The 23,708-nt window shown below is 33.6% G+C and carries 25 protein-coding genes; 1 reads left to right on the top strand and 24 read right to left on the bottom strand.

What is annotated here, in order from left to right; genetic code table 11:
• Nucleotides 1-2 precede the first annotated feature (2 nt).
• The 22 genes from nuoK to C6H18_RS07400 form a co-directional block, all read right to left on the bottom strand.
• Nucleotides 3-305: an NADH-quinone oxidoreductase subunit NuoK gene (gene nuoK / locus C6H18_RS07505; protein WP_104722491.1), complete on the bottom strand. Its 303-nt coding sequence runs from the start codon at nucleotides 303-305 to the stop codon at nucleotides 3-5.
• The gene (locus C6H18_RS07500) at nucleotides 302-862 is read right to left on the bottom strand and encodes an NADH-quinone oxidoreductase subunit J (RefSeq protein ID WP_104722490.1); all 561 of its coding nucleotides are present in this window, start codon (nucleotides 860-862) and stop codon (nucleotides 302-304) included. The genes nuoK and C6H18_RS07500 overlap by 4 nt, the downstream gene beginning before the upstream one ends.
• Nucleotides 855-1,457 carry an NADH-quinone oxidoreductase subunit NuoI gene (gene nuoI / locus C6H18_RS07495; RefSeq protein ID WP_233704097.1) on the bottom strand — a complete coding sequence of 201 codons (603 nt, stop codon included), beginning with the start codon at nucleotides 1,455-1,457 and terminating at the stop codon, nucleotides 855-857. Before nuoI ends, C6H18_RS07500 begins: the two co-directional genes overlap by 8 nt.
• On the bottom strand, nucleotides 1,454-2,452 hold the full coding sequence (gene nuoH, locus C6H18_RS07490; protein ID WP_104722488.1) for an NADH-quinone oxidoreductase subunit NuoH: 999 nt from the start codon (nucleotides 2,450-2,452) through the stop codon (nucleotides 1,454-1,456). The genes nuoI and nuoH overlap by 4 nt, the downstream gene beginning before the upstream one ends.
• The gene (locus C6H18_RS07485) at nucleotides 2,452-4,923 is read right to left on the bottom strand and encodes an NADH-quinone oxidoreductase subunit G (protein WP_104722487.1); all 2,472 of its coding nucleotides are present in this window, start codon (nucleotides 4,921-4,923) and stop codon (nucleotides 2,452-2,454) included. The genes nuoH and C6H18_RS07485 overlap by 1 nt, the downstream gene beginning before the upstream one ends.
• Nucleotides 4,923-5,759 (bottom strand): hypothetical protein, encoded by an 837-nt coding sequence (locus tag C6H18_RS07480; protein ID WP_104722486.1) that lies wholly within the window; start codon nucleotides 5,757-5,759, stop codon nucleotides 4,923-4,925. The genes C6H18_RS07485 and C6H18_RS07480 overlap by 1 nt, the downstream gene beginning before the upstream one ends.
• A 1-nt stretch (nucleotide 5,760) precedes the next feature.
• Nucleotides 5,761-5,991, bottom strand: coding sequence for an NADH-ubiquinone oxidoreductase subunit E family protein (locus C6H18_RS07475; RefSeq protein ID WP_104722485.1), 231 nt, complete (start codon nucleotides 5,989-5,991; stop codon nucleotides 5,761-5,763).
• Complete coding sequence (gene nuoD / locus C6H18_RS07470; RefSeq protein ID WP_104722484.1) at nucleotides 5,988-7,217, bottom strand: NADH dehydrogenase (quinone) subunit D; 1,230 nt, start codon at nucleotides 7,215-7,217, stop codon at nucleotides 5,988-5,990. The genes C6H18_RS07475 and nuoD overlap by 4 nt, the downstream gene beginning before the upstream one ends.
• A gap of 1 nt (nucleotide 7,218) precedes the next feature.
• Nucleotides 7,219-8,019, bottom strand: a complete 801-nt coding sequence (locus C6H18_RS07465) for an NADH-quinone oxidoreductase subunit C (protein WP_104722483.1) — start codon at nucleotides 8,017-8,019, stop codon at nucleotides 7,219-7,221.
• A 9-nt stretch (nucleotides 8,020-8,028) separates the two neighbouring features.
• A complete protein-coding gene (locus tag C6H18_RS07460; RefSeq protein ID WP_104722482.1) occupies nucleotides 8,029-8,538 on the bottom strand; it encodes a NuoB/complex I 20 kDa subunit family protein in 510 nt (169 codons plus the stop codon).
• The gene (locus tag C6H18_RS07455) at nucleotides 8,520-8,909 is read right to left on the bottom strand and encodes an NAD(P)H-quinone oxidoreductase subunit 3 (RefSeq protein ID WP_104722481.1); all 390 of its coding nucleotides are present in this window, start codon (nucleotides 8,907-8,909) and stop codon (nucleotides 8,520-8,522) included. The genes C6H18_RS07460 and C6H18_RS07455 overlap by 19 nt, the downstream gene beginning before the upstream one ends.
• Before the next feature lie 164 nt (nucleotides 8,910-9,073).
• Complete coding sequence (locus tag C6H18_RS07450) at nucleotides 9,074-9,448, bottom strand: chaperone NapD (RefSeq protein WP_104722480.1); 375 nt, start codon at nucleotides 9,446-9,448, stop codon at nucleotides 9,074-9,076.
• Nucleotides 9,449-9,457: 9 nt separating this feature from the next.
• Nucleotides 9,458-10,435, bottom strand: a complete 978-nt coding sequence (locus tag C6H18_RS07445) for a WD40 repeat domain-containing protein (protein WP_104722479.1) — start codon at nucleotides 10,433-10,435, stop codon at nucleotides 9,458-9,460.
• Nucleotides 10,428-10,961, bottom strand: a complete 534-nt coding sequence (locus C6H18_RS07440; RefSeq protein ID WP_104722478.1) for a 4Fe-4S binding protein — start codon at nucleotides 10,959-10,961, stop codon at nucleotides 10,428-10,430. Before C6H18_RS07440 ends, C6H18_RS07445 begins: the two co-directional genes overlap by 8 nt.
• The gene (locus C6H18_RS07435) at nucleotides 10,962-11,486 is read right to left on the bottom strand and encodes a nitrate reductase cytochrome c-type subunit (protein WP_104722477.1); all 525 of its coding nucleotides are present in this window, start codon (nucleotides 11,484-11,486) and stop codon (nucleotides 10,962-10,964) included. It lies immediately after the preceding gene.
• Nucleotides 11,483-12,292, bottom strand: coding sequence for a quinol dehydrogenase ferredoxin subunit NapH (gene napH / locus C6H18_RS07430; RefSeq protein WP_104722476.1), 810 nt, complete (start codon nucleotides 12,290-12,292; stop codon nucleotides 11,483-11,485). Before napH ends, C6H18_RS07435 begins: the two co-directional genes overlap by 4 nt.
• A gap of 1 nt (nucleotide 12,293) precedes the next feature.
• Nucleotides 12,294-13,073 carry a ferredoxin-type protein NapG gene (napG, locus tag C6H18_RS07425; RefSeq protein WP_104722475.1) on the bottom strand — a complete coding sequence of 260 codons (780 nt, stop codon included), beginning with the start codon at nucleotides 13,071-13,073 and terminating at the stop codon, nucleotides 12,294-12,296.
• A gap of 5 nt (nucleotides 13,074-13,078) precedes the next feature.
• Nucleotides 13,079-15,859: a nitrate reductase catalytic subunit NapA gene (napA, locus tag C6H18_RS07420; protein ID WP_104722501.1), complete on the bottom strand. Its 2,781-nt coding sequence runs from the start codon at nucleotides 15,857-15,859 to the stop codon at nucleotides 13,079-13,081.
• A 191-nt stretch (nucleotides 15,860-16,050) separates the two neighbouring features.
• Nucleotides 16,051-16,998: a chemotaxis protein CheW gene (locus tag C6H18_RS07415; protein WP_104722474.1), complete on the bottom strand. Its 948-nt coding sequence runs from the start codon at nucleotides 16,996-16,998 to the stop codon at nucleotides 16,051-16,053.
• Between the two features lie 75 nt (nucleotides 16,999-17,073).
• On the bottom strand, nucleotides 17,074-18,765 hold the full coding sequence (locus C6H18_RS07410) for an ABC transporter ATP-binding protein (RefSeq protein ID WP_104722473.1): 1,692 nt from the start codon (nucleotides 18,763-18,765) through the stop codon (nucleotides 17,074-17,076).
• Nucleotides 18,749-20,686, bottom strand: coding sequence for a transglycosylase domain-containing protein (locus C6H18_RS07405; RefSeq protein ID WP_104722472.1), 1,938 nt, complete (start codon nucleotides 20,684-20,686; stop codon nucleotides 18,749-18,751). The genes C6H18_RS07410 and C6H18_RS07405 overlap by 17 nt, the downstream gene beginning before the upstream one ends.
• 367 nt (nucleotides 20,687-21,053) lie before the next feature.
• Nucleotides 21,054-21,362, bottom strand: coding sequence for a DUF2325 domain-containing protein (locus C6H18_RS07400; protein ID WP_104722471.1), 309 nt, complete (start codon nucleotides 21,360-21,362; stop codon nucleotides 21,054-21,056).
• 201 nt (nucleotides 21,363-21,563) lie between these two features.
• Here C6H18_RS07400 and fur point away from each other — a divergent pair, with 201 nt between their 5' ends.
• The gene (gene fur / locus C6H18_RS07395; RefSeq protein WP_104722470.1) at nucleotides 21,564-22,019 is read left to right on the top strand and encodes a ferric iron uptake transcriptional regulator; all 456 of its coding nucleotides are present in this window, start codon (nucleotides 21,564-21,566) and stop codon (nucleotides 22,017-22,019) included.
• On the opposite strand, the gene C6H18_RS07390 is transcribed toward fur, so the two are convergent.
• Complete coding sequence (locus tag C6H18_RS07390) at nucleotides 22,020-22,481, bottom strand: phosphoribosyltransferase (RefSeq protein ID WP_104722469.1); 462 nt, start codon at nucleotides 22,479-22,481, stop codon at nucleotides 22,020-22,022. It abuts the gene before it with no gap.
• A gap of 12 nt (nucleotides 22,482-22,493) precedes the next feature.
• Nucleotides 22,494-23,540, bottom strand: a complete 1,047-nt coding sequence (gene mqnE / locus C6H18_RS07385; protein WP_104722468.1) for an aminofutalosine synthase MqnE — start codon at nucleotides 23,538-23,540, stop codon at nucleotides 22,494-22,496.
• Nucleotides 23,541-23,708 lie beyond the last annotated feature (168 nt).

Genomic DNA, 23,708 nt, shown 5'->3' with positions numbered 1-23,708 from the left:
TTCTAGCCTTTCATAATTTGAAGTGAATCTAAATCAAGCGTATGATATTTCTTATACCAACCAATAAGCAATCCCACGCCAACAGCAACTTCACTTGCAGCAATAGCTAAAATAAAAAAGGCAAAAAGCTGTCCATTTAAATCCCCCAAGTAATAACCAACAGCCACTAAACCTACATTCACAGAGCTTAATAAAATTTCTGTTGCAAAAAACAGCATCAAAATATTTTTGCGTCTTAAGATTCCAAAAACACCTATTATAAACATCAAAGCAGACATAATTAAATAATGATTAAGCGTTATCATTTTAATTCCTCTTTATTATTTTCACTCTCCCCTAAAGTTAAAGAATATTTCATACCCTTACTTGCCAAAATGATTCCTGCTATCATCGCTACCAAAAGCATAATAGCGGCAATTTCAAAAGGTATTAAAAACTTCGTAAAAAGCACATAGCCCACCATTTGAACATTTCCCACATTTTCTTGTGGAGGTAGTGAAGGAATAATTTGAACGAGATTCTCCCCAATAATAGGTGCTATGACAATAATAACAAGTAATAACGCACCCATTCCACTCAATAAAAATAAAATTTTAGGATTTTCAATTTTTTCATTTTGTAAATTTTGTGTATCAAAAAACATCATAGCAAAAGCATAAAGCGCAATAACCGCCCCTGTATAAACAACAACTTGCACAACTCCCAAAAACTCTGCTTCAAGCAAGAAAAAGAAAGCAGAGATAAATATCATTCCTGCTGCTAATGCACTAAGGGCATAAAGAATATTCCTTGTAGTAACTACCACCAAAAACATTGCCAAAGTCAAAGCGCAAAAAGTATAAAAAGCAATAGCCTCAAACATTTTCTTCCTTTTGTAAATATTTCAATGGAGTAATTTTTATTTTTGAATCCGCATCAATACTAACACTGCCTACTCCATCATATTCACAATCTTGACCATTTAAAACTTTATCAAGAGGAGTTAGCATATCTTGCTTCAAAGAAAAAGACGCCCTTTGCTCACAAGCATTTTCATACCTACCACCATGGACAATGGCAAGCTCTGGACACACTTCAGCACACAAACCGCAATAAATACAACGTCCAAAATTAATCGTATATTCGCTCACCCTTTTGCGCTTATCCTCACCATAACTTGTTTCCATCCTAATACAATTAGCAACACAAATTTTCTCACATAATCCACAACCAATACAACGTTCATTCCCACTTTCTAAAAGTCTTTTTAACTCATGCACAGCCCTATATCTAGGACTAATAGGTAATTTTTCCAAAGGATATTGCACGGTGTGGATTTGAGCCTTACAAAACTCTTTTAAAACCAACCATAACCCTACAAGCATCTCTCCCTTGAAAGCCCGATTCCAAAACCGAACAAATCTTTGTCCATCACTTAATGGCTTTTGCTTATCTACAATTTTCACATACTTACTCACAATCCACCTCCTAAAACTACAAAACCTGTTATTAAAACATTTAAAAGTGCTAGAGGAAATAAAACTCGCCAACATAATCCCATAAGTTGATCTGGTCTAATATGAGGATAAGCAGCCCTAGCCCACATAAACAAAAAGATAAAAAACATAACCTTTAAAATAATAGCAATGCCACCGGGGATAAACCATAAAGGATTAAATCCACCCAAGAATAAAAGAGAAACAATAAAAGAGAGCGCAATCATATTTGCATACTCACCAATAAAAAACATTCCCCAACGCATTCCAGAGTATTCTGTTGCATATCCTGCGACAATTTCTGCCTCGTGTTCTAATAAATCAAAGGGCGTTCTGTTTAATTCCGCATATCCTGCAATTAAAAATAATAAAAATGCTAAAGGCTGTGAAAATATTAACCAATTACCAATACCACCACCTTGATAATTATTAATGTCAATAAGCGACAAAGAACCAACAAGCATAATAGGAGCTAAAAGCGACAATCCAGAAACCACTTCAAAACTCAAAAGCTGTATAGTTGCCCTAGCTGCTCCTAAAAGAGAGTATTTACTATTAGCACTAATCCCTCCTAAAAGAGGACCATAAAGACCAGCTGCGCCAACACCAAGCACAAAAAGAATCCCCACATTAATATCAGAAATAATAGGTTGTATTGTCATTCCAAAAACTTCAAATTCTGGAAAAAATGGAATGGGTGCCATAGCAATAAAAGCTGTTGCAGCAGTAATTGCGGGTGCTATTCTAAAAATAATAGGATTAGCACCGCTAGGAACAATATCTTCTTTGGTAAAAAGCTTAATTCCATCTGCTAAAATCTGCAAAACCCCAAAAGGTCCAACCATTGTAGGACCCAAACGTCTTTGAAAAAAAGCTAATACCTTACGTTCTATATAGGTAGTAAAACCACCTAATGCAGAAAATATTAATACCACCAACAAGATTTTAACCAAAGTTTCAATCACATAAACCAACATCAAACAACCTTTATAGAAGCTTTAAGATAGCGGGAGCTTCCGACAAACTCCTCAAACTCACAATCACCAAGTGCCATAAAATCACCTTCCATACCTAAATCAATAATAACTTGTGTTTGCAGGACTTTTTCATCATCAAAGCTTATTTCCACTCCATCATTGGTATTTAATTGGAGTTTTTGAGCCAAAGAAGAAGAAATTTGCAAACCATTTTTAGAATCAATATATTGGGATTTTAGAGTCTGTTTAGAAAAATGCGCCATAGGGTTTCTTATATAAAGATTATATTCTTGTAATGGCTTTAATTCTACAAGTTGGATTTCAACATTTTCTTCCATAGGATAATCAGCATTCAATAAATATCCACGTATTTCTGTGCCATCATTTGCAAAACCATATTCTAAATCATCATATTCTACCGATTTAAATCCCTTTTCTAAAGGAAGCAATGGGGTATAATCAATAGTATTTTCATAATCCAAACACAATTCCTTAGCAATATCATTAAGCTCATAACCATAATAAGGGGTTGCAGGAGATATAGGAATCACCCTTTTGTCAATATTAACTAATGTTCCTTCTTGTTCATTTAAATAAGGCATTATAAGCATATTCTCACTATCACTTCCAATCCTATAATCCCCTTTTGTATTATAACCTATGCAATATCCCTTTTTTTCTTCATCTAATTCACAAATAAGCGATATTCCTAAGGCATTGGTTGTAGGCGCAAGCAATAAAATCTTAACTTCCGAATATCTCTCAATCATTCCTAAGATTCTAGCGATATTGGTAGCATTTGGGGCATTATAAAGATCAAACCCAATAACTAAAATTGGACTTTTAGCATCATTTAAAGATTGTTTTAAGGATTCTATAGTTTCCAATAAATCTTTAGAACAATAATCAATAAGCTGACTGCTTGAAATAGTAATGGTTTCTTTAACCTTATTGGTTTCTTCTTTTTCTATGATTTTCTCTTTTCCCTCTTCATCTAAAACTACATTTCCATTCTCATCAAGTTCTGGGATTTTAACTTTTGTCTTAACTTCTTTTTCTACTTCTTTTTCAATCGTAGTTTGATAATTTTCAATCTGTTTTTTTAGAGATTCCACTCTCTTGTCTTCTGGGATACAAATGCTTGCTAATAAAAGCGCAAACGCCTCTTCGGAATCTGGTTTATAAATGCCTTTAATGAGATTTGCAGGTTTTACAAAGTTATTAGCGACACAATCTTCCATAGTATGAAAATAAGCTAAAGTCGCACCCTTGTTTTGCTTCATAGCATTATTAATAAAATGAGTAACCACTGGCATATCATAACTCATAGCACCACCAAAGCAAATTACTAAGGTGCTATCTACAATGTCCTTTTGGGTAGCTTCTCCTAAATTTCCCGATGTAGATGAGAAAACTTTAAGGAAACTCGAAAAATCTTTTACTTCATCACATAAAAGCTTATAGCCCATTTTTTCTTTCAAATACTGAAGAATTAAAGCTTCTTCGTTGCTAATATTCCCTCTAAAAGCAATGGTATGTGCCTCTTTAAAAGCCGCTATGGTAGCCCTAAAAGCATTCTCGTCTTTTTGTATTTCCTGATTATTCACATCAAAAGCTAATCTCCCAGCAGGGCATAATGTAGCAAAATTCCAATCACTAGTAACACGATAAACTTGCTTTTGAAACCCTCCAATACCCGCTTGTTTCACTTCATATTCAATAGGGCAACCATTAGCACAATGCACACAACTACTTGAAATCTTATGTAATTCCCACGCATTAGAACGGTATTGAAAATGCCCGATACTAAGCGCCCCAACAGGACAAACACTTGCACACTCTCCACAATCCCCGCAATCCCCTTCCCCACTAAGACCAATTAAAGATTTTTTAAACTTAGTCCAAACACTATAAGCATCTTTTGGCATCATATCTTTGTATTCTTTGGAAGGCATATTACCATCGTGTTTAAGAGCTTTGATGTGAGACTTTCCAATTTTATCTTTACAAAGTGTTACGCAACGTTCGCAAACAATACATAAATTAGGATCATAAACCGTCTTTCCCCAACTATCAAAAGCTTTATATTCATCTTTTAGAGCATATTCTTGAGAATTCACTCCCACATAATGCGTATAATTTTGTAATTCACATTCTCCACTTTTGTCGCAAACACCACATTGTAAAGGGTGATTTACATCATAAGCTTGCATAATTGCTTTACGTTCTTGTTCGATTTCTGGAGTATTTACGATAACTTCTAAGCCATCTTTTACCTTAGCGTTACAGGCATAAACTCTCTTTCCGCCAACTTCTACCATACACATTTTACAAGCCAAAGTAGGAGAACACGAAGTAAGGTAACAAATAGCGGGAATAAATACTCCATTTGCTCTTGCTACATTTAAAATGCTCTCTCCCTCGTTACACTCAATCTCATAACCATCAATTTTGATTTTTACCTGATTCATTATGCCACCTTATTTATGCTAATTTTCTTATAACAATAACTATTTTTTTCTTTTTTTGGCACCCATAAAATCCCTATCATTCCCTTTATAAATTGATTTTCAATGAAAGAAACCTTTAAATTCCTATTATCCATTTGAATATCAATAACTTGATTATTACAAACCTTCCCAACTACAGCAAATTGCTTAGAAGCTTCAAGATAAGGAGATGCAATAGAATTTCTCGCTTGGATATAAACCACCATCCCATCTATTCCATATACCTCATTAATATTACTAATGGGTTTCTTAACCGCACTTGTTTGCACTTTTATCGCCTCTAAAAATACTATTTCAATAGCTAAGTCTTGACTCATTAAAGCTAAAATCCTAGCAATATTTTCAACCTTTTTGGAATTATAAAAATCCTCTCCTATCACTAGAGTTTTCTTAAAAGATTTCACAAAAACCTTTTGGATAACTTCTAATTCCTCTTCGGATAAATTGGATTCTGATGCGAGATAGCCAACATCAAGATTTTTTTTAAATTCTAAAACTTCCTCATTGGTTTGGGTAATCAAATACATTGCCAAAAGAGCAATAACTGCTTCTTCGCACTCTACCTCATAAAGAATCTGTTTAATAGAAGTGTCCCTACAAAAATTCAAAGGGTGCAATAAAAAAATTTCTTTATTTTGGGAATGTAAATTGGGTAGTAAATTAAAAAACTCTTGAATAAAACCACCCAATAAAATAATACCCTCTTGTTGATTATCCTGCTGTTTTAAATATTCATCAACATAAGTAATCTTCCCACCATTTGCAAGATAGGCATCAAAAAAGATTGTCTTACTCATCTTAAGAAACCTTTTTGACAACAATTGTCCAATCCACTTCATTAAAGCGCAAAGAATTCATTAGTATATAGCCACATTCATCAACAATATCCGCACTTTTTTGGACATTATCAAAATCTATCACTTCAAATAAAAAGATTCCAACTTCATCTTTTTGCAATTCATTTATTAAGATTTCTTTTAAACGTCCTGTAAAATCATTTTTTAAATGCCTTAAATCAAATCGCTTCATCTATCAATTTCTCCAAAGACAATATTTGTATTACCAATAATGGTAACGACATCTGCCAAATAATGACCGGGCAACAAATCCTGTAAGATTCCTGTATGAAAAAAACTAGGGGTTCGTATTTTTAAACGATAAGGGTAAGGCTCTCCTCTGGAACAAATAAAAAATCCAAGCTCTCCTTTAGGGGATTCGGTTGGAACATAAATTTCCCCTACAGGAGGACGCATACCTTGTGTAACTAAAACAAAATGTTGCATTAAAGAATAATTTTGAGTCATAATCTGCTCTTTTGAAGCAGAAAAGTAACGCGTATCTTCACACATCAAAAGAGTATCGGTTGTTTTGTATTTTTCAATGAGCTGATAGAGGATTCTAACGCTTTGACGCATTTCTTCAATATAGAGTAAATACCTACCATAACTATCATTACTATCACTTGTAGGAATATCAAATTCTAATTCATCATAAATTTCATAAGGTTCTTCTTTTCTAATATCCCACTCAACACCACTTCCACGCAATAAAACGCCAGATAAACCCCAACTTTTTGCCATTTCCTTACTAATAACACCAACATTTTCTAAACGCATTCTCCAAATTCTATTTTCTGTTAGTATCCCTTCATATAAAGCAATTTGTTTTGGTAATTCATCTAAAAAATGCTTTAATTGCTCACACCAACCCTTTGGCAAATCTAAAGGAACTCCGCCAATTCTTACACTAGAGTGTGTTAATCTAGCACCACAATAATCTTCAATCAAATCAATAGCAAACTCCCTCTCTCTAAAGCAATAGAGAAAAATACTCATAGCTCCAACATCCAAAGCGTGAGTAGCCAACCAAAAAAGATGGGAGATGATTCGGTTAAGCTCTAGTAACATTGTGCGAATTACTTGTGCTCTTCTGGGAACTTCTACACCTAAAAGCCTTTCAACGCTTAAGGCAAAGGCATAATTATTAGAGCTTGCAGCAATATAATCCATTCTATCAGTAGTAGGCAAAAATTCATTATAAATCATATTTTCAGCCATTTTTTCCATACCACGATGCAAATAACCAATCTCTGGAGTTGCTTTTACAACCTTTTCCCCTTCTAACTCTAAAATTAAACGCAATTGACCATGCGCACTTGGATGTTGAGGACCAAAATTCACTACCATTACATTATCGCTAATCCTATCAAAAGCTATGTTTTCATAAAAAGGAATTAATCTATTTGGAGTTTGCATATCATTTCCTCTTTTGCAATTGTTTAATTTTTTCTGGTTTTACCTTAGAAACAAAAAGCACTCCTTCCTCTTCTTGATAAGTAATAGGATGTTCTCTTTCTTCCCCTTCTTTAATACTCTCCCCATAGCCAACTTCATAGCCAAGTCTTGAGAATCTTGTTGTATCGTATCTATCCACTCTTGCAGAATCCCTTTGTTCTTTGCCAATAACATCACGATATTCCTTACCAAAAATAGTATCAACCTCATACCATTGTGCATACTCATCACCTTGTAAAGGATAGCTTTTTAAAAGCGGGTGTCCAACCCAATCATCAGGCATTAAAATGCGTTTAGGATAAGGGTGATTAAAAGGCAAGATTCCAAACATATCATACATTTCTCTTTCGCTCCAATTTGCGCTACTAAAAAGAGCACTAACAGATTCAATTTTACAGCCCTTTTTCAAAAAGGTTTTCACCCTTAAACGTCTCTTTTTCTCCATAGAAAGTAATTGATAAAAAATCTCAAAACCATCCTTTTTTGCAAGATAATCTATGGCACTCATTTCACTTAAAATATCATAACCTAGAGCCTTTAATTCCTCTAAAAGCAAAAAGATATTATCTTTATCCACCCAAATTACCAATGTCTCTTTTTCTTCATAGGCTTCCAATAAAGGGCATTTTGCTTTTATAGATTCTAAATCTTTCATATAAATGCAATCTGTTACTTCCAATTTTGGTATCTCAGGAGATACATAAAATCTATCCTTATAATAAACTTTCTTTTGTGCATTTACTTTTGGTTTATATTCTCTCATTTTTTACCTCTACAAAAGACGCTTGGGGGTTAGTTTGCGACCTGCTTTTTGTTTTCTGATTTTTTGTTGCAAGACCATCAGAGCATATTGTAAAGTCTCTGGACGAGGAGAACAGCCCGGAAGATAAATATCCACAGGAATAATTCTATCAACCCCTTGAACGGTCGCATAAGTATTAAACATTCCGCCGGTATTAGCACAACTCCCCATAGAAATCACCCACTTAGGCTCTGGCATTTGATCATAAAGCCTTCTTACAAATTGTGCATGCTTTTTAGTTACCGTTCCTGCGACAATCATTACATCACTTTGTCTAGGTGAAGCCCTAAAAATTGTTCCAAATCTGTCAAAATCATAACGACTAGCACCAGTTGCCATCATCTCAATAGCACAACAGGCTAATCCATAAGTCATAGCCCAAAGCGAATTACTTCTACCCCAATTTATCAATTTATCAACACTTGTCAAAGCAACAGGCAATCCTGAACTTTTAAAATAATTTACTTCATGCTCTGCCATTGTAAAGCTCCTTTCCTCCAAGCATACACAAAACCTATTGCTAATAAAAATACAAATAAAAGCATTTCAATAAAGCCAAAAACTCCTAAAACCTTAAAATCTACTGCCCAAGGAAACATAAAAATAATTTCCACATCAAATAGAATAAATAATAAAGCCATTAAATAAAACTGCGAAGAGATTCTATTGGGTTGTCTTGTTGGAGCTAAACCACATTCATAAGGAGCCAATTTTAGTTTCTGAGCATTTTTATTTGCAAGAGTTTTACCGATAAATCTTGATAGAAAAGTAGTTGTTAAAAATGCCACAAAGGTAAAAATAAAAATGACAAAAACTCCAAAATAAGGATGAGCTATATCAAGATGAGACATAAATTCTCCCTCTAATTAATTAAAATTTTTGCTTAATATTATCGAAGTTTTCCTAAAAATCAAAAGAGAAAAAATATTTTCTAAAAAATCTTTAACAAAAGTTACATCTAGCTACATTCACAAAGGAGAAACTTTACTTTTTCTAAGTTTTAGATTTTAATAATTTATTTTTTTAAAATAGCCTCTAAAGAGCTTTCAACATCCCCAGCATAAGTAATATCCTGTGCTTGTAGTGTATCATCTTTTAAAATTTGGGGAATACTATCAGCTTTTTGTATATCATCTCGCATAGATTCTAATTCCGAGCTATGATAAGAATAAATCATTTGTGCCGACATTACCCCTTTAATCCCCTCTATCATTTTAAGCGTTTTTATCTCATTTTCAATATTTTCAGATTCAATAGTAATAATAATTTTGCCACTCTCATCTTTATAATGGCATTGAACATTTGCTATTTGCTCCATTTCTCCCCATAACTTACTTATATCTTCTGGCTGACACATAACGACAACACCAGATACATTAAAATCCTGCATACTTTCTCCTCAAGGTAATTTCCAAAATAAAACCCTTCGCCCATCTTCAGAGCTTATAAGGATTGAATCATTAATAAAAACAATACTATTTAATAAACTTGTATGTCCCTTTAAATGGGCTATCTCTTCTTTGCTTTTAATATCAAAAACAATAATATCACTATTTTCATTTTTGGTATAAGCACCCCTAGAAGCATTCTCACTAAGTCCTACGCTATATACCAAAAATTCAGATTCTTTAATATAGAATTGTTTTCTTTGGTGAGTATCTAAAAAATAAACCCCAACCCTCCTGTCTTGTCCAGCTGTAATAATAGTAATATTACCCATAGAATCTTTTTCCATCTTCACTTCATAGACATTATCTTTATTCACTTCTTCAAAAGTCTGCAAGATTTCTCCATCTTGTGTTTTACCATAATACAAAATCCCTGATTCTGAAGTGCTTAAAAAATATTTTCTATCTTCACTTAAAACAAAATCCGAAAATCTCGCTTCAGAAAGCTGTTTGCGGTATAAGACTTTAGAATACTTTAAATCATACAACAATATCTCATTACTTACTAATCCCAAAAATATTTGTTGCTCATTAACAAAAACAGCTTTTTTAATATTTAAAGAATTTTCCACACCAAAAATTAATGCTAACTTCCCATCAAAGATAAAAAGATTTTTTGTTCCTTGACTACCTTCACTATTAATCAAATATTTATCTTTATAAACATCCACAGAGAAAACTTTAGGTGCATAGAAATCATCAAAAAAACCACGAATATTTGGTAATTTAACAATAGTATGTTCTTTAACATTTTTTAAAGTTTGGTCAAAATTTATTTCTAAAACTTCACCAAAATCTGTTGCAACAAATAATCGTCCCTCTATCAAGTCCATAGAGATAATATTATGATTAATATTAAGTTCATAGCTTGGAGTTATTGTTTTAGCAAAAGTAAAAACTGATACTAGTAGTAATAAAATTCTATACATTCCCTCTCTCCACAATTCCAATAGCATTGCTAGGACAACTTTTAATACACATTCCACAACCTATACATTTCTGATTAATTTTAGGATAAAAAAGTCCGATAAACTCAATAGCATTAGAGATTCCCAATACACTTTGACAAATATCCTTACAGGTATAACACATTGTTTTTTGATGAGCAATACATAAATCCTCCTCAATAACAATAGCAACATTCCAATTTGCCCCATTCTTCCAATCCTCCTCTTCCTTAACTTCCAATACTCCATTGGGACAAGCAATGGCACACTCTCCACACAATTTACAACCATCAATCCCAAAATCTACATAAACATATTCGCCATTATTCTTAATAATCCCTTCTTTACAAACCCTGTTGCAAGCTTCTATACAATCTTTTTGGCATTCTTGACAAGATTTGTAAAAAAGGGAACGATCAAAGTTATAAGGGGGCAAAACAAAAAGTTTTTCTTCTTTTTGTTTCCCATAGCTTAATAAAGAATGAAAAAACTCCCTCCTATTAAGCATTTATTTTAATCCTTCATTTAAGACATCAAGAAGATTAGAGCGGGTATTTCCATTATCTTGACGAAAATCTGCTTTAAAACTATTACCAACAAGTGCTGGTGCATTCACTTGGGTTGTATGACAAATCACACAATTAAAACGGGAATCATCCATTTGTCCTTGCAAATCAATACCATTCCTAAAGCTATAAAAATGCGACTTAGGCATAGGAACAGCACCTACTGCTTCAGCAATATCAGGCAAATGGCAAGAAGTACAAGCATTATTATCCTTTGTAATAGGCAACATATCCTCTGTGCTATGTGGAATCATTGGTGGAGCATTTTCAAATGCTCTTTCAATAAGCGTTGATTCTCCTGCTACCTTACCACTATAATCATAAGCCTCTATGGTCGCATTTTCATTAAATAAAGTAGTTTTTCTTAAACCCAATTCATCATCTGAATAACTCTGAAATCCTTGACAGCCCAAAAAAACAATTACCGATACCGCAATACTCATTATTGCTACTTTTTTAAAATTCATTTCTTTTCCTTTTTTGCAAAACTCAAAAGATTGAATGCAAGGGCATTATCCCCACAAACCTCAATACATCTTCCACAACGCGTGCATTCACCACTTACTACATTTCCACTATTTTTGCCAATAAGTCCCAAAACTTGTTTTTCTGGACATATATGCTTACATTCCATACAAAGTGTGCAGGATTCTAAATCATATTGAACCCTCAACAATGCGAATCTACCAATAAATGAATAGAAAGCCCCAAGAGGACATAAATGCCCACAAAAAGCATTCTTAGTTACAAACAAATCCAACAAAAAAACTATCAACAAAGAAAAACCACCAAATCCCATTCCAAAAACCAAACCTCTATGTAGCATAGAAATAGGGCTAATAGCTTCAAAAGCGGCTAATCCAAAAATACTTGATAGGATCAAAGATAAAATTAATACGATATAACGAATTTGTTTTTTTAAGAATATAAAACTTCCTAAACTTCCAATTTTTAAGATTCTACGCAAATAATTTGCTAAATCTGTGATTAAATTTATTGGACAGACATAAGAACAATAAGCTCTTCCAACTAACAATCCATAGAATAATGCAATAATTAAAGCTCCAATTAACGCATTAGTCCCTACAACAGCTCCGCTAAAAAAGAGTTGTAAGATAGCAAAAGGATCACTTAAGGGAATCACTCCAAAAACTAAAGAACCACTAAGATTGCCTTGTAATATTTTCCAACCTGCATAATTACCCAAAAAATATAAAAGGAGTAAGCCCACTTGGATTAATCGTCTTAAGATCAAAAATTGATATTTCCCCATCTTAAATCTCTCCACTATTTAAATAATCTTGCACTTTTGAAGGGTTAAGAACTTCTGGCAAATTATGGGTTTTTGCCTTTTCTAAACGATTTTCATCTTGGGATTCCCACCCTTTAATATAATTTGTTCCAACACTACCCAACGCAATTTCTCGGGGTAAAACAACAATAGATGGTTTATCTGTTACACACGCTTTCTCGCATTTACCACAACCGGTGCAAACTTCACTTTCCACAACAGGTAAAAGATAAGAATGCTTACCAGTGCGTTCATTACGTTTTACTTCTAGCTTAATTGCTTCACCAATCAAAGGACACGCGCGATAACAAGCATCACATTGAATTCCCCAATAAGCGATGCAATGTTCCTTATCGACAATAGCAACACCCATTCTTGCATCCCTAATCTCCCATAAGCCATTTTTATCTTGGACAGATTGAGGATCTAAAGCTTTTGTTGGACAAATAGGCACACAAGGAATATCAGGACACATCTCACAAGGAATATCTCTTGGCTTAAAATAAGGAGTTCCAATAGGCATCCCATCTCCTGCACTAGCAAGCTTTAGAGTGTCAAAAGGACAAGCCTCTACACATAAACCACACTTAATACAATGCTTTAAAAACTCTTCTTCTTTTAAAGCACCAGGTGGTCTTAGTATTAAAGAGTTCGCTTTACTTTCTTTTAAAAAAGCACTCCAAATCAACCCACCAATAGAAGCCAATGCAACAGCTTGAGCGCTACTTAATAGAAATTTTCTTCGTGGATTATTTGCGTCCATACTTTTTATGCCTTATAAATCTTAACTGCACATTTCTTAAAATCTGTTTGTTTAGAAATTGGACAAGTCGCATCAAGGCAAACTTTATTAATATAAACTTTTTCATCAAACCACGGCACATAAACTAAGCCAACAGGTGGTCTATTCCTACCACGCATATCAACCCTAGCCTTTACCTTTCCGCGTCTTGACTCAACCCAAACAAGATCATTTTGTTGTATGCTTAATTTCTCTCCATCTTTTGGATTCATATAACATAATGCTTCTGGCACTGCGCGATAAAGTTCTGGAACTCTCATTGTCATTGTTCCACTATGCCAATGCTCTAAAACCCTACCTGTACTTAACCAAAAGGGGTATTCTTGATTTGGCATTTCTGGTGGATCCATATAAGGGCGGAAGAATATTTTTGCTTTATTTTTAAGCGAATAGGTTTCTTCTGTTTTTGGGCTTAACAAATCTCCTCTAGGAAGGGATTTTTGTAATTCACCATAAAAGGCAAAATCACCATTATTTTGCTTTCTTGCATAATAATCATATTTGGCATTAAATCTCCATTGAGTTTCCTTTCCATCGACAACTGGCCATCTTAACCCTCTTACACGATGATAAGTATCAAAGTCCGCTAAATCGTGACCGTGTCCTACACCAAATTTACGATATTCCTCCCAAAGATATTTTTGAACAAAAAATCCATAGCCTTCAAAAACTTTTCCATCACTTCCAATAATATTGCGTTTATCACCAAATACTTCAGAATTCAGAGTATTTTTTAATGTTTTGTCAGAAACAGAATAGCTTTTTGCCTCTTTATTGGCAAATAAAACTTCAAAGAGTGTCGTATCATCATTATATCCCATAGATCTAGCTGCTTCTAGCACACTAGGGAGTGTTAATTTATCATTAATTTTTTGCTCACCCCACACCTCTTTTAATGTAAAACGTTTAGAAAATTCCATCATATGCCAAATATCACTCATAGCATCACCTTGAGGCAATACCTGTTGTTTCCAATGCTGTGTCCTTCTTTCAGCATTTCCGTAGGCACCCCATTTTTCATAAATCATTGCAACAGGCAAAATCAAATCCGCCACTTTTGCACTAATACCCGGATAAGCATCAGAAACTACAATAAAATTATCCATTTCTCTAGCAGCTTTTATCCAATGGTTTGCATTAGCTGTATTCTGCCAAGGGTTATTTACTTGAACCCAAGCCCACTTAATCTTTCCATCTTCTAAATTACGCATAATCTGCATAAAATGCGCCCCAATAGCTGGATTAAGTGTTCCTGAAGGTAATTTCCAAATTTTCTCCGTAGTATCTCTATGTTTTTTGTTTCCTACTACCATATCAGCGGGTAATCTATGAGCAAATGTCCCTACTTCTCTTGCTGTCCCACAAGCACTTGGTTGTCCTGTCAATGAAAAAGCACCACTTCCTGGTTTTGCCTGCTTACCTAAAAGCATATGCACCATATAAGCTTGCTCATTAACCCAAGTCCCTCTTGTATGTTGATTCATACCCATAGTCCAAAAACTTACAACTTTTCTGTCTTGTTGCGTATAATAATTGGCAAGTTGTTTTAATTTTGCTTTGAAATCCTCTAAACTCTCAGCAGAATCTCCTTTAGCAAGTTGCGCAACAAAATCCAATGTATAAGGGGCTAATGCCTTTTTAAAATCCTCAAAGGAAATTTCCCAATGATTCCCAGCTTGAGCATTATGCTTATTTTCCATAACATCGCCAGATTTCATTCCTAAATATTGTAAAGTTACTCCCTCATTACGACTAATAACTTTTGATTTTTCTTTGGCTGCAGTATCAAGCTCTTTGGGATTATAATCAGAATGCTTAATGTCTGTTCGCATACCATAACCAATATCTGCAAAACCTGTTGTAAAAATACAATTTTTCTTAACAAATCCCCAATCAATGCTTTTTGGATTATTATAAACAATTTCCCTTGCAATATAATTCCAAATTGCTAAATCTGTATGCGGAGCAAACACAATTTCTGTATCAGCTAAATCTGAAGTTCTATTAGAATAAGGTGTAAGATTGACAATCTTTACTTTATCGGGATTAGATAACTTTCTATCTGTAACTCTAGCCCATAAAATAGGATGCATTTCTGCCATATTAGCTCCCCAAGTTACAATAGTATCCGTTAATTCAATATCATCATAACAGCCCGCTGGCTCATCAATACCAAAAGTTTCTATGAATCCAACAACAGCACTAGCCATACAATGTCTAGCATTAGGATCAATATTATTACTTCTAAATCCTCCTTTAACTAGCTTAACTGCAGCATAACCCTCTTGAACGGTATATTGTCCAGAGCCAAACACGCCAATCCCTGTAGGTCCAAGCTCATTATAAGTTTCTTTAAACTTTTGTGCCATTACATCAAAAGCTTTTTCCCAACTTACAGGTTGAAATTTTCCTTTCTTATCAAACTCACCCTTAGAATTTACACGCAACAAAGGTTGAGTTAATCTATCTTGTCCATACATAATTTTTGCATTAAAATAACCCTTAATGCAATTTAATCCTCTATTTACAGGAGCTGCTGGATCTCCTTTAACAGCAACAATTTGCTCATCCTTAGTTGCTACCATAATTCCACAGCCAGTTCCACAAAATCTACAGACTGCCTTATCCCACTTCCAATTACCTTCAACTTCTTTAGCTGCTGCTAAACTTGAAGTAGGGACAGCAATACCAACTGCACTAGCAGCACTAGCAGCTGCAGCGGTTTTTAAAAATGCTCTTCTATCCATTACCACAAAAGTCTCCTTATAAAGTCTTAATTTCAACATCATTTCGATGCACAAAAAATTATAACATTTTAACAATTCTCAAAATTTGATTTAAGTCAATATATATATTTTAGCATTACGGTTTTTTGGGAATTTATCGAAATTAAAGAGTTTTAAAAGTTTTTTATAATTAATGATTAATAAGGATTAACTTATTTAATCATTAGACGTCTTAGAGCATCCTCTACTTGGATAGGATCAGATTTAGAAATAAATTCATCGGCATTTAAAGAACGTGCCATATCTTCATTGCTGCTACCACTCATAGAAGAATTTACAACAATAGGAATATGAGAAGTTCTAGGATCTCCTTTGATTTGCTTCATAACCTCAAAACCACTTGCTTCTGGCATCTCTAAATCTGTAATAACAACACCTATCTTAGAAATATCTGTTTCACCAAAGACATAATCCAATAACTTTTGTCCATTTGAAAAAGTTTTATAATTAACCCCTAATTTATTCAAAATATTTTCCATAGTTTTAACAACGGTTAAAGAATCATCTGCCAAAAGCACTTCTTTATCACTAACAATTTGCTTAATTCTGTTAATTTGATCATTCTTCTCATCTTCAACCCAAGGAAATACATCAACAAGCATTCTTTCAATATCCACCACTTGAACCAAACTCCCATCAAAATACCTTGTTCGGCTAACCAATTTAGTATTTAAACCCGTATCTGGGCTTTGCTCAATTTCTGTCCATTTTTTATTGAGAATCCTATCGGCTTCATAGATACGAACACCAACTGTCCATCTTGAAAACTCACATATCATCACTACTTCATCTTCTCCTTCTTCTCTCTTAACACCATAGTTTTCAAGATTCTTAGCTTCATCATTAGCATCATAATAAAACCATTTCTTTAAGTCTATTAAAGGAATAGTCAGTTCCCTAATAGTAATCAATCCTTCCACCAAAGAATTCCCCTCGTGCGATATTACCGTAACATCTCCACGATACTTAACAACTTCTCGTATCTTAAAAACATTGACTGCATACAAATCTTTATCTTTTTCAAGTCTAAAGCATAAAAGCTGTAACTCATTATTTCTATGCAAATTCGTAGTTTGATCAACGCTAGATAAATTAGACATAATCACTTCCTCTTTTTTTGGGTATTTCTGCGCATTATAGCATACTTTATACTAGATATACTTTAGATATTTTCATTATACTCCGCCAAAGGTTTTAGATTTTTCAAATATCTCCTCTCTAGTTCCACTATTTGTAATTTCGCCATTTTGAAAAAAATAAATTTTGTTTGCTAAAGCAATCGTTGAAGGACGATGCGCAATGATAATAACAATCCTATTTTTTATAATCTTCACTAAAGCCTCTTTTAATTCTTCTTCTATTTTATTATCCAATGCACTTGTAGCCTCATCTAAAATTAAAATTTCAGGATTCTTATACAATGCTCTTGCGATAGCTATTCTTTGTCGCTGCCCACCACTTAAATTAGTCCCAAATTCATCTAAAACACTATACATTCCTTGAGGAAGCGATTGAACATAATCCCAAATTTTAGCTTGTTTTAAAGCATCTTTTACTTTATCCTCATCAATCTCTGCATTATAAGCAATATTTTTTGCAATACTATCATTAAAAATAAAAATTCTTTGTGTAACAATGGCAATTTTACTCCGCAAAGACTCTTGTGTATAATTCCTTATATCTCTCCTATTAATAACAATCCTTCCCCCACTAGCATCATAAAGGCGCAAAAGTAAATTTACTAAAGAACTCTTCCCTCCTCCACTATCCCCAACTAAAGCAATACACTCTCCCTCATTAATAGATAAGTTGATGTTCTTTAAAGCCTGTTTTTCTCCATAAAATAAATCCACTCCCTCAAAAACTATGCTTTTTATCTCTTCTTGTAAAACCTGAACACCATCTTGTATTTTTTCTTTTCTGTCCAATATTTCAAAGATTCTATCTCCAGCAGCAAAGGCTATCTGAATCCTCCCATAAAGGTTACTAACCCGTTTTAAAGGAGTATAAAGCATAAATAACGCTGTTACAAAAGAAAAAAACGCTCCTGTAGAAATCTCTCCATCAATAACTTTATAACCCCCAACAAAAATCACCCCAGCAACCGCAATAGCACCCAAAGTTTCCATTAAAGGCGATGTTAATTCCGAAATACGCACTGTTTTCATAGAAAGCTTAAAAAGTTCTTTATTTTGATAAGAAAACTCATCAAGCTCTATTTTGCTACCATTATTGGCTTTAATAATCTCTATATTATTAAAAATTTCAATAAGCTTTGAAGACAAATCTGCATTCTTCTCCTGCATTTTTTTAGAAGTTTTGCGCATTTTTCTAGCAATTAAAACAATAGGATAGATTGCTAAAGGCATAATAATAAGCCCAAAAAATGCTAATTGAGGACTTTGGTAAATCACAACACCAATAAGACCTACAATCGTCAATCCCTCTCTAATCCCTTCAATAAAATAGTTTGAAACCGCTCCTTGAACCGCTCCAATATCACTAGTAACCCGTGAAAAAAGCTCACCATTACGATAACGATTAAAAAACTCCATTTCAAAAGTCAGCATTTTTTGTAATAAAACATCTTTTAAACGTCTTGTAATATCTTGCCCAACAAAATTCATAAAATAAGTTTGGATATAAGCGCCCAATCCTTTAGCAAAATAAGCTAAGACAACCAAAAAAGGAAGTATCTTAAGCATTGTCTCATCTCTTTTAATAAAAATATCATCAAGCACAGGTTTGACAAGATAAGCACTTGCACTACTAGCAACAGCAACCATAATCGTCCCTAAGACAGAATAAACAAAATATAATTTATATTCCTTAATGTAAGGATAAAAGCGTTTAAAAAATGATTTCATTGCTATGCGTGTTTTGATTTTGATTCAAAGGTGTTTTGTTGGTATAAAAATATTTTTCACCATTAATAATACTACTCCTTACGCCATCAGGAACATTAAAATTGCGTTGTAATCCCGGATCAATCTCTAAAATTTTATTAAAAAAATAAGAAAACACAGGGGCTGGAGCAACGCCTCCTGTTTCACTATCTCCCATAGAGGTGTTATCATCTTTTCCATACCATATAACTGCCTCTATACTGGGGGAGAATCCAGCAAACCACGCATCAACATTATCATTAGTTGTTCCCGTCTTCCCTGCCACTTCAATTCCTGCAATCTTGGCGCGTCTTCCTGTTCCATTTTCGATACTATTGCGTAAAATGTCTATCACTAAAAAACTTTGATTTGCATCCACTAGCCTTGTTTCCACTATTTCACCAAAAAACACCATATCCCCCCTAGCATCTACAATCTTATGGATTAATCGTGGTTCAATCACCACACCATAATTAGAAAAGACCATAAAATTTTTTGCCATTTCTACTGGAGATGCGCCAAAACTCCCTAAAGAAATAGTTAAATCTTTTGGCATATTTTTAAAACCATATTTCATTAGCTCATTATAAATCCTATCAAATCCCACCTCTTCCACCAAATTAATAGTCGCTAAATTAAGGGATTTTGACAATGCTTCTTTAAGCGTTACAAACCCCCTTAGAGTACTTCCATAATTCTTAGGTTGCCATCTTTTTTTCTCATTATTAACCTTATAATCATAAGTTCTAGCAATATCAGGTATCTCATAGTTTTGAGACAGCCCAGAATCCATCGCACTTAAATACAAAAAAGGTTTAACACTGCTACCAATCTGTCGAGAACTCTGCGTTGCACGATTAAAATTACTCTTTTTATAATCCACTCCACCAACCAAAGCAAGAATCTTTCCGCTTTGATTTTCTAAAACAACAAAAGCCCCATTTAGTTTATCTTGCAAACTTTTATCATCTTTATGCCGAGACAATATTTGTTCATAACCAAAATAAAGAGATTCTTGAGCAATCTCTTGATAATCAAGATCGATATTTAAATAAATCTTATAACCACCACTTTTTAAATCTGTTATCTCCTTAAGTTGTCTTTGCACTTCATCAACCACATAAGGAGCAACATTTTTTGTTAAAGTATCATCATAAACTTGCGGAGTTTGGGCTAAAGATTCCTCTAATTCTTCTTGAGAAATCCAGCCTAATTCATTCATTCTTTGCAAGACATTATTAGCTCTTGCTAAAGAAAAATCATAATTTTTTGTTGGATCATAAAAGCTTGGGGCTCTTGGTAGCGAAACAAGCATAGCAATTTCTTTTAAAGTAAGCTCATCCATATCCTTTCTAAAATATCCCTTTGAAGCTGTTTTAATACCATAAAATCCGTGTCCAAAATAAGTATGATTCAAATAACGTTCCAAAATCTCTTCTTTGCTTAAAAGAGTTTCTAAGCGCAAAGCCAAAAGGACTTCTTTGAGTTTTCTTTCAATCGTTTTATCTCTAGTTAAAACAATATTTTTAATAAGTTGCTGTGTAATAGTGCTTCCACCCTCTGCATAACGGGCATTTCTAATATTCTTAAGCATAGCACGCATAATAGCATCCAAATTTACCCCAATATGCTCAAAAAACAAGGTATCTTCAATAGTCAATAAAGCTTCAATGACTCTAGGGGGTATCTCCCCAAAACTCGCATAAAAACGAAATTCTTTATCAAATAAATTCGCTATCAAACGTTCTTTTCTATCAAAAATCTGTGTAGCAATAGGAGGGTTATAATGCAGGATTTTATCCGTATCATCTCTAATTTCTGAGTAGGTATTCCCAACAATAATAATAATTAAAAAAACTCCAATAATCCCAACAACACCTAAAAGTCGCAAAAAAAATCTCATTAAAAGTTTAAATTCCTTTAAAGATATAAAATCTTATTCTATCATACAAAATTTTAAAAAATTGTCTATTTATTCTTTAGAATTTACAATAAAATAATATTTTAACCTCTTAAATAGGCTCTACTAGAGCTACGATACCTTATAATCTAAACGCTCATTAATCCCTCTTTGTTAGTTTATAAACTATCCTTAAAGCATTAAATAAGTTTCTCACAATTCCTACACATAATCACTAAAGATACTTAATAAACTAACTACCCTGAAACCCCCATTTTGCACTTTTTAATAACTACTTTTCCTTAGGATGAATATTTTATAAATTTCCCTTAAGGAGACTAAATTATCCCCTATATTTTAGAAACCTAAGTTACTTAAAAGGACAATTTTTACGATCCTCGCCAAAAACCCTCATACACTCACAATACAAGCAACTTACACTCCTTTTAGTGCAAATTATAGGAATCTCCTTCTTTTTTGCTGCATTACGAAATTTCTTCATTGTATTATGGTTTAAAAAATTCGTTAGCATCACAAGACAAGAAATATTTTTAGGCAAATCTTTATGATTAACACTTTCCCTTCTTCCATCCCAATGCGTGATTTCCTCACAACCAAAATTCTTTAACACTGCCTTAATAGGAGTGATCTCATCACCTCCAATAACCAAAACTGACATTTTCTCTCCTTATAATGTTGGATTAGAATATTTTGAAACACTTAAAACTTGCAATAAAATGATAATCAATATTAACTTAATAATTAATAAAAACAATTATCATTTTATATTTGTTTTTATAGTATTATTGTGATATACTCCTAAAGTTTTATTTCCCCAATAATTCAAGTAAGATATCTCAAATAAAACAAAAGGCTAACAATGAAGAAATACAAAGAATCCCTTAAAACTATTCTTGATAGATTACATCTTTCGATTAGAAAAAATAATCTTAAAAACTCCAAACAAAGGGAATTTATCCTAAAGGCTATTTACGAAGATGGAGGACATTTAAGTCCTGAAGATATTTTTGCAATTATTAAAAAAACCTACAAAAACACAAGCATTTCTTCTATTTATAGAATCTTATCTTTCTTAGAAAAAGAAGGTTTTGTAAAATCTTTAGAAGTAGATAAAACAGGAAAACGTTACGAAATTGCTAGCGGACTCCATCACGACCATATTATTTGTGTGGAATGTGGCAAAATCGAAGAGTTCTGTAATGAAGAAATCGAAAACCTCCAAATAGAAGTTACCAATTCCTATGATTCAAAACTTGTAGGACACGATATGCTTTTATATGTAGTATGCAAAAACTGCCTAAAGCGTCAAAAATAACTAACACTCCCTCTCCCCTCTAAGAGATTGGATAATATCAACCTCCCAGAAAAACTCAATCCAACCCTTAGCCTCTTGGATAAAATAATCTGGTTGTATCTTTGCATTTTTCTTAGCAAAAATCACAGCAGTTTTAAACTCAATGTTAGGATTAATACTCTTTAGGACTTTTAGCACTCTCTCCATACTCGCTCCGCTATCAATAATCTCATCGACAATTAAGATTCTTGAACTACCCCCCAACTCTGGTATATTACAAACCTGCAATTCTTGTCGAACCCTATCAACAAAAGAAGTTGCATTGATAGTATAAACCTTACGCAAATCTAAAGCAATCCCCAAAAAATGCGCCATTGTTAATCCACCTCTTGAAATCGCAACAATCCCATCAGGATTAAAATCAAGCTTACAAACTAATGCTTTCATATCCGCCTTAAAAGACTCATAACTATAATACTGCATAGAAATACCCCCTCAATAAACTTTTACTTCATTATACAAACTATCGCGTTCCACCGCTATAAATCCGGCGTTAGTAATCTGCGCAATTAATTCATCTTTCAAAATTCCATTAGCACTTTTGCTTCCACTAGCACTCTGAATAGCTTCTTTTTGGATAGTCCCATCAATATCATCCGCCCCAAACTCTTGTGCTACAATAGCCAAATTAATTCCCAAAGTCGCCCAATAAGCCTTGATATGAGGAATATTAGGCAATAAGATTCTAGCAATAGCAATAGTTTTTAAAACTTCCTGCCCACTAGGGAACTCTTTAACCTGCAAAAAATTATTTTCCTTTTGATAAACAAGCGGGATAAAGGCATTAAACCCTCCACTCTCCTCTTGCTGATGATACAATCTCAACAAATGATCAATCCTATGCTCCCTACTCTCTATATGCCCAAAGAGCATTGTCGCATTAGATTTTTTACCCAAACTATGCCAAAAGCCGTGTGTTGCCAACCAAGTCTTAGAATCCACCTTCCCCTTACAAATATATTCTCGAATTTTTTCATCAAAAATCTCCGCCCCACCACCGGGCATTGAATCCACACCCGCTTTAGCCATAGATTCTAGAACCTCTTGATAAGTTATTCCTGTAATCTTTGCTAAGTAATTCACTTCAGCCGCTGTTAAAGCCTTAAGGTGAATAAAGGGAAACTCTTGCTTCAAAGCCTCAAATACCTCTAAATACCATACTAAATTTAACTTAGGATTATGTGCACCCACAATATGCAACTCCAACGCCCCCGACTCTATGGCTTTCTTTGCCCTCATTAAAACCTCTTCTTTACTCAAGGTATAAGGATTTGGGTTTTTTCTATGCACCGAAAATCCACAAAACCTACAAAAATCCGAACACTCATTCGTAGGGTTAATATGCGCATTAGAGTTAAAAAACACTTTCTTGCCAAAATACTCCTGCCTAATTGCATCCGCCATTTTGCCTAAGGTAAAAATATCTAACTTGTAAAGCTTTAACGCTTCTTTAGGATTCAAAAACTCTGAATTGATATTCATTACAAACCCTTAAATTCACTAAATTTTTGAGTATTATACAGAAACATTACTTCATTTTCTTTCCTCTATTTATTCTGTTGCTTAAAAATTTATTATTTTTTGCTTAATCCATAAGTTTTATCGCTCCTCAATCTCCCTTGATGAAATTTTTATGCTACAATACTAAGA

The sequence above is a fragment of the Helicobacter mesocricetorum genome, from assembly GCF_900198605.1.
Taxonomy (GTDB): domain Bacteria; phylum Campylobacterota; class Campylobacteria; order Campylobacterales; family Helicobacteraceae; genus Helicobacter_D; species Helicobacter_D mesocricetorum.
This window is presented reverse-complemented; position numbering and strand designations above follow the sequence as displayed.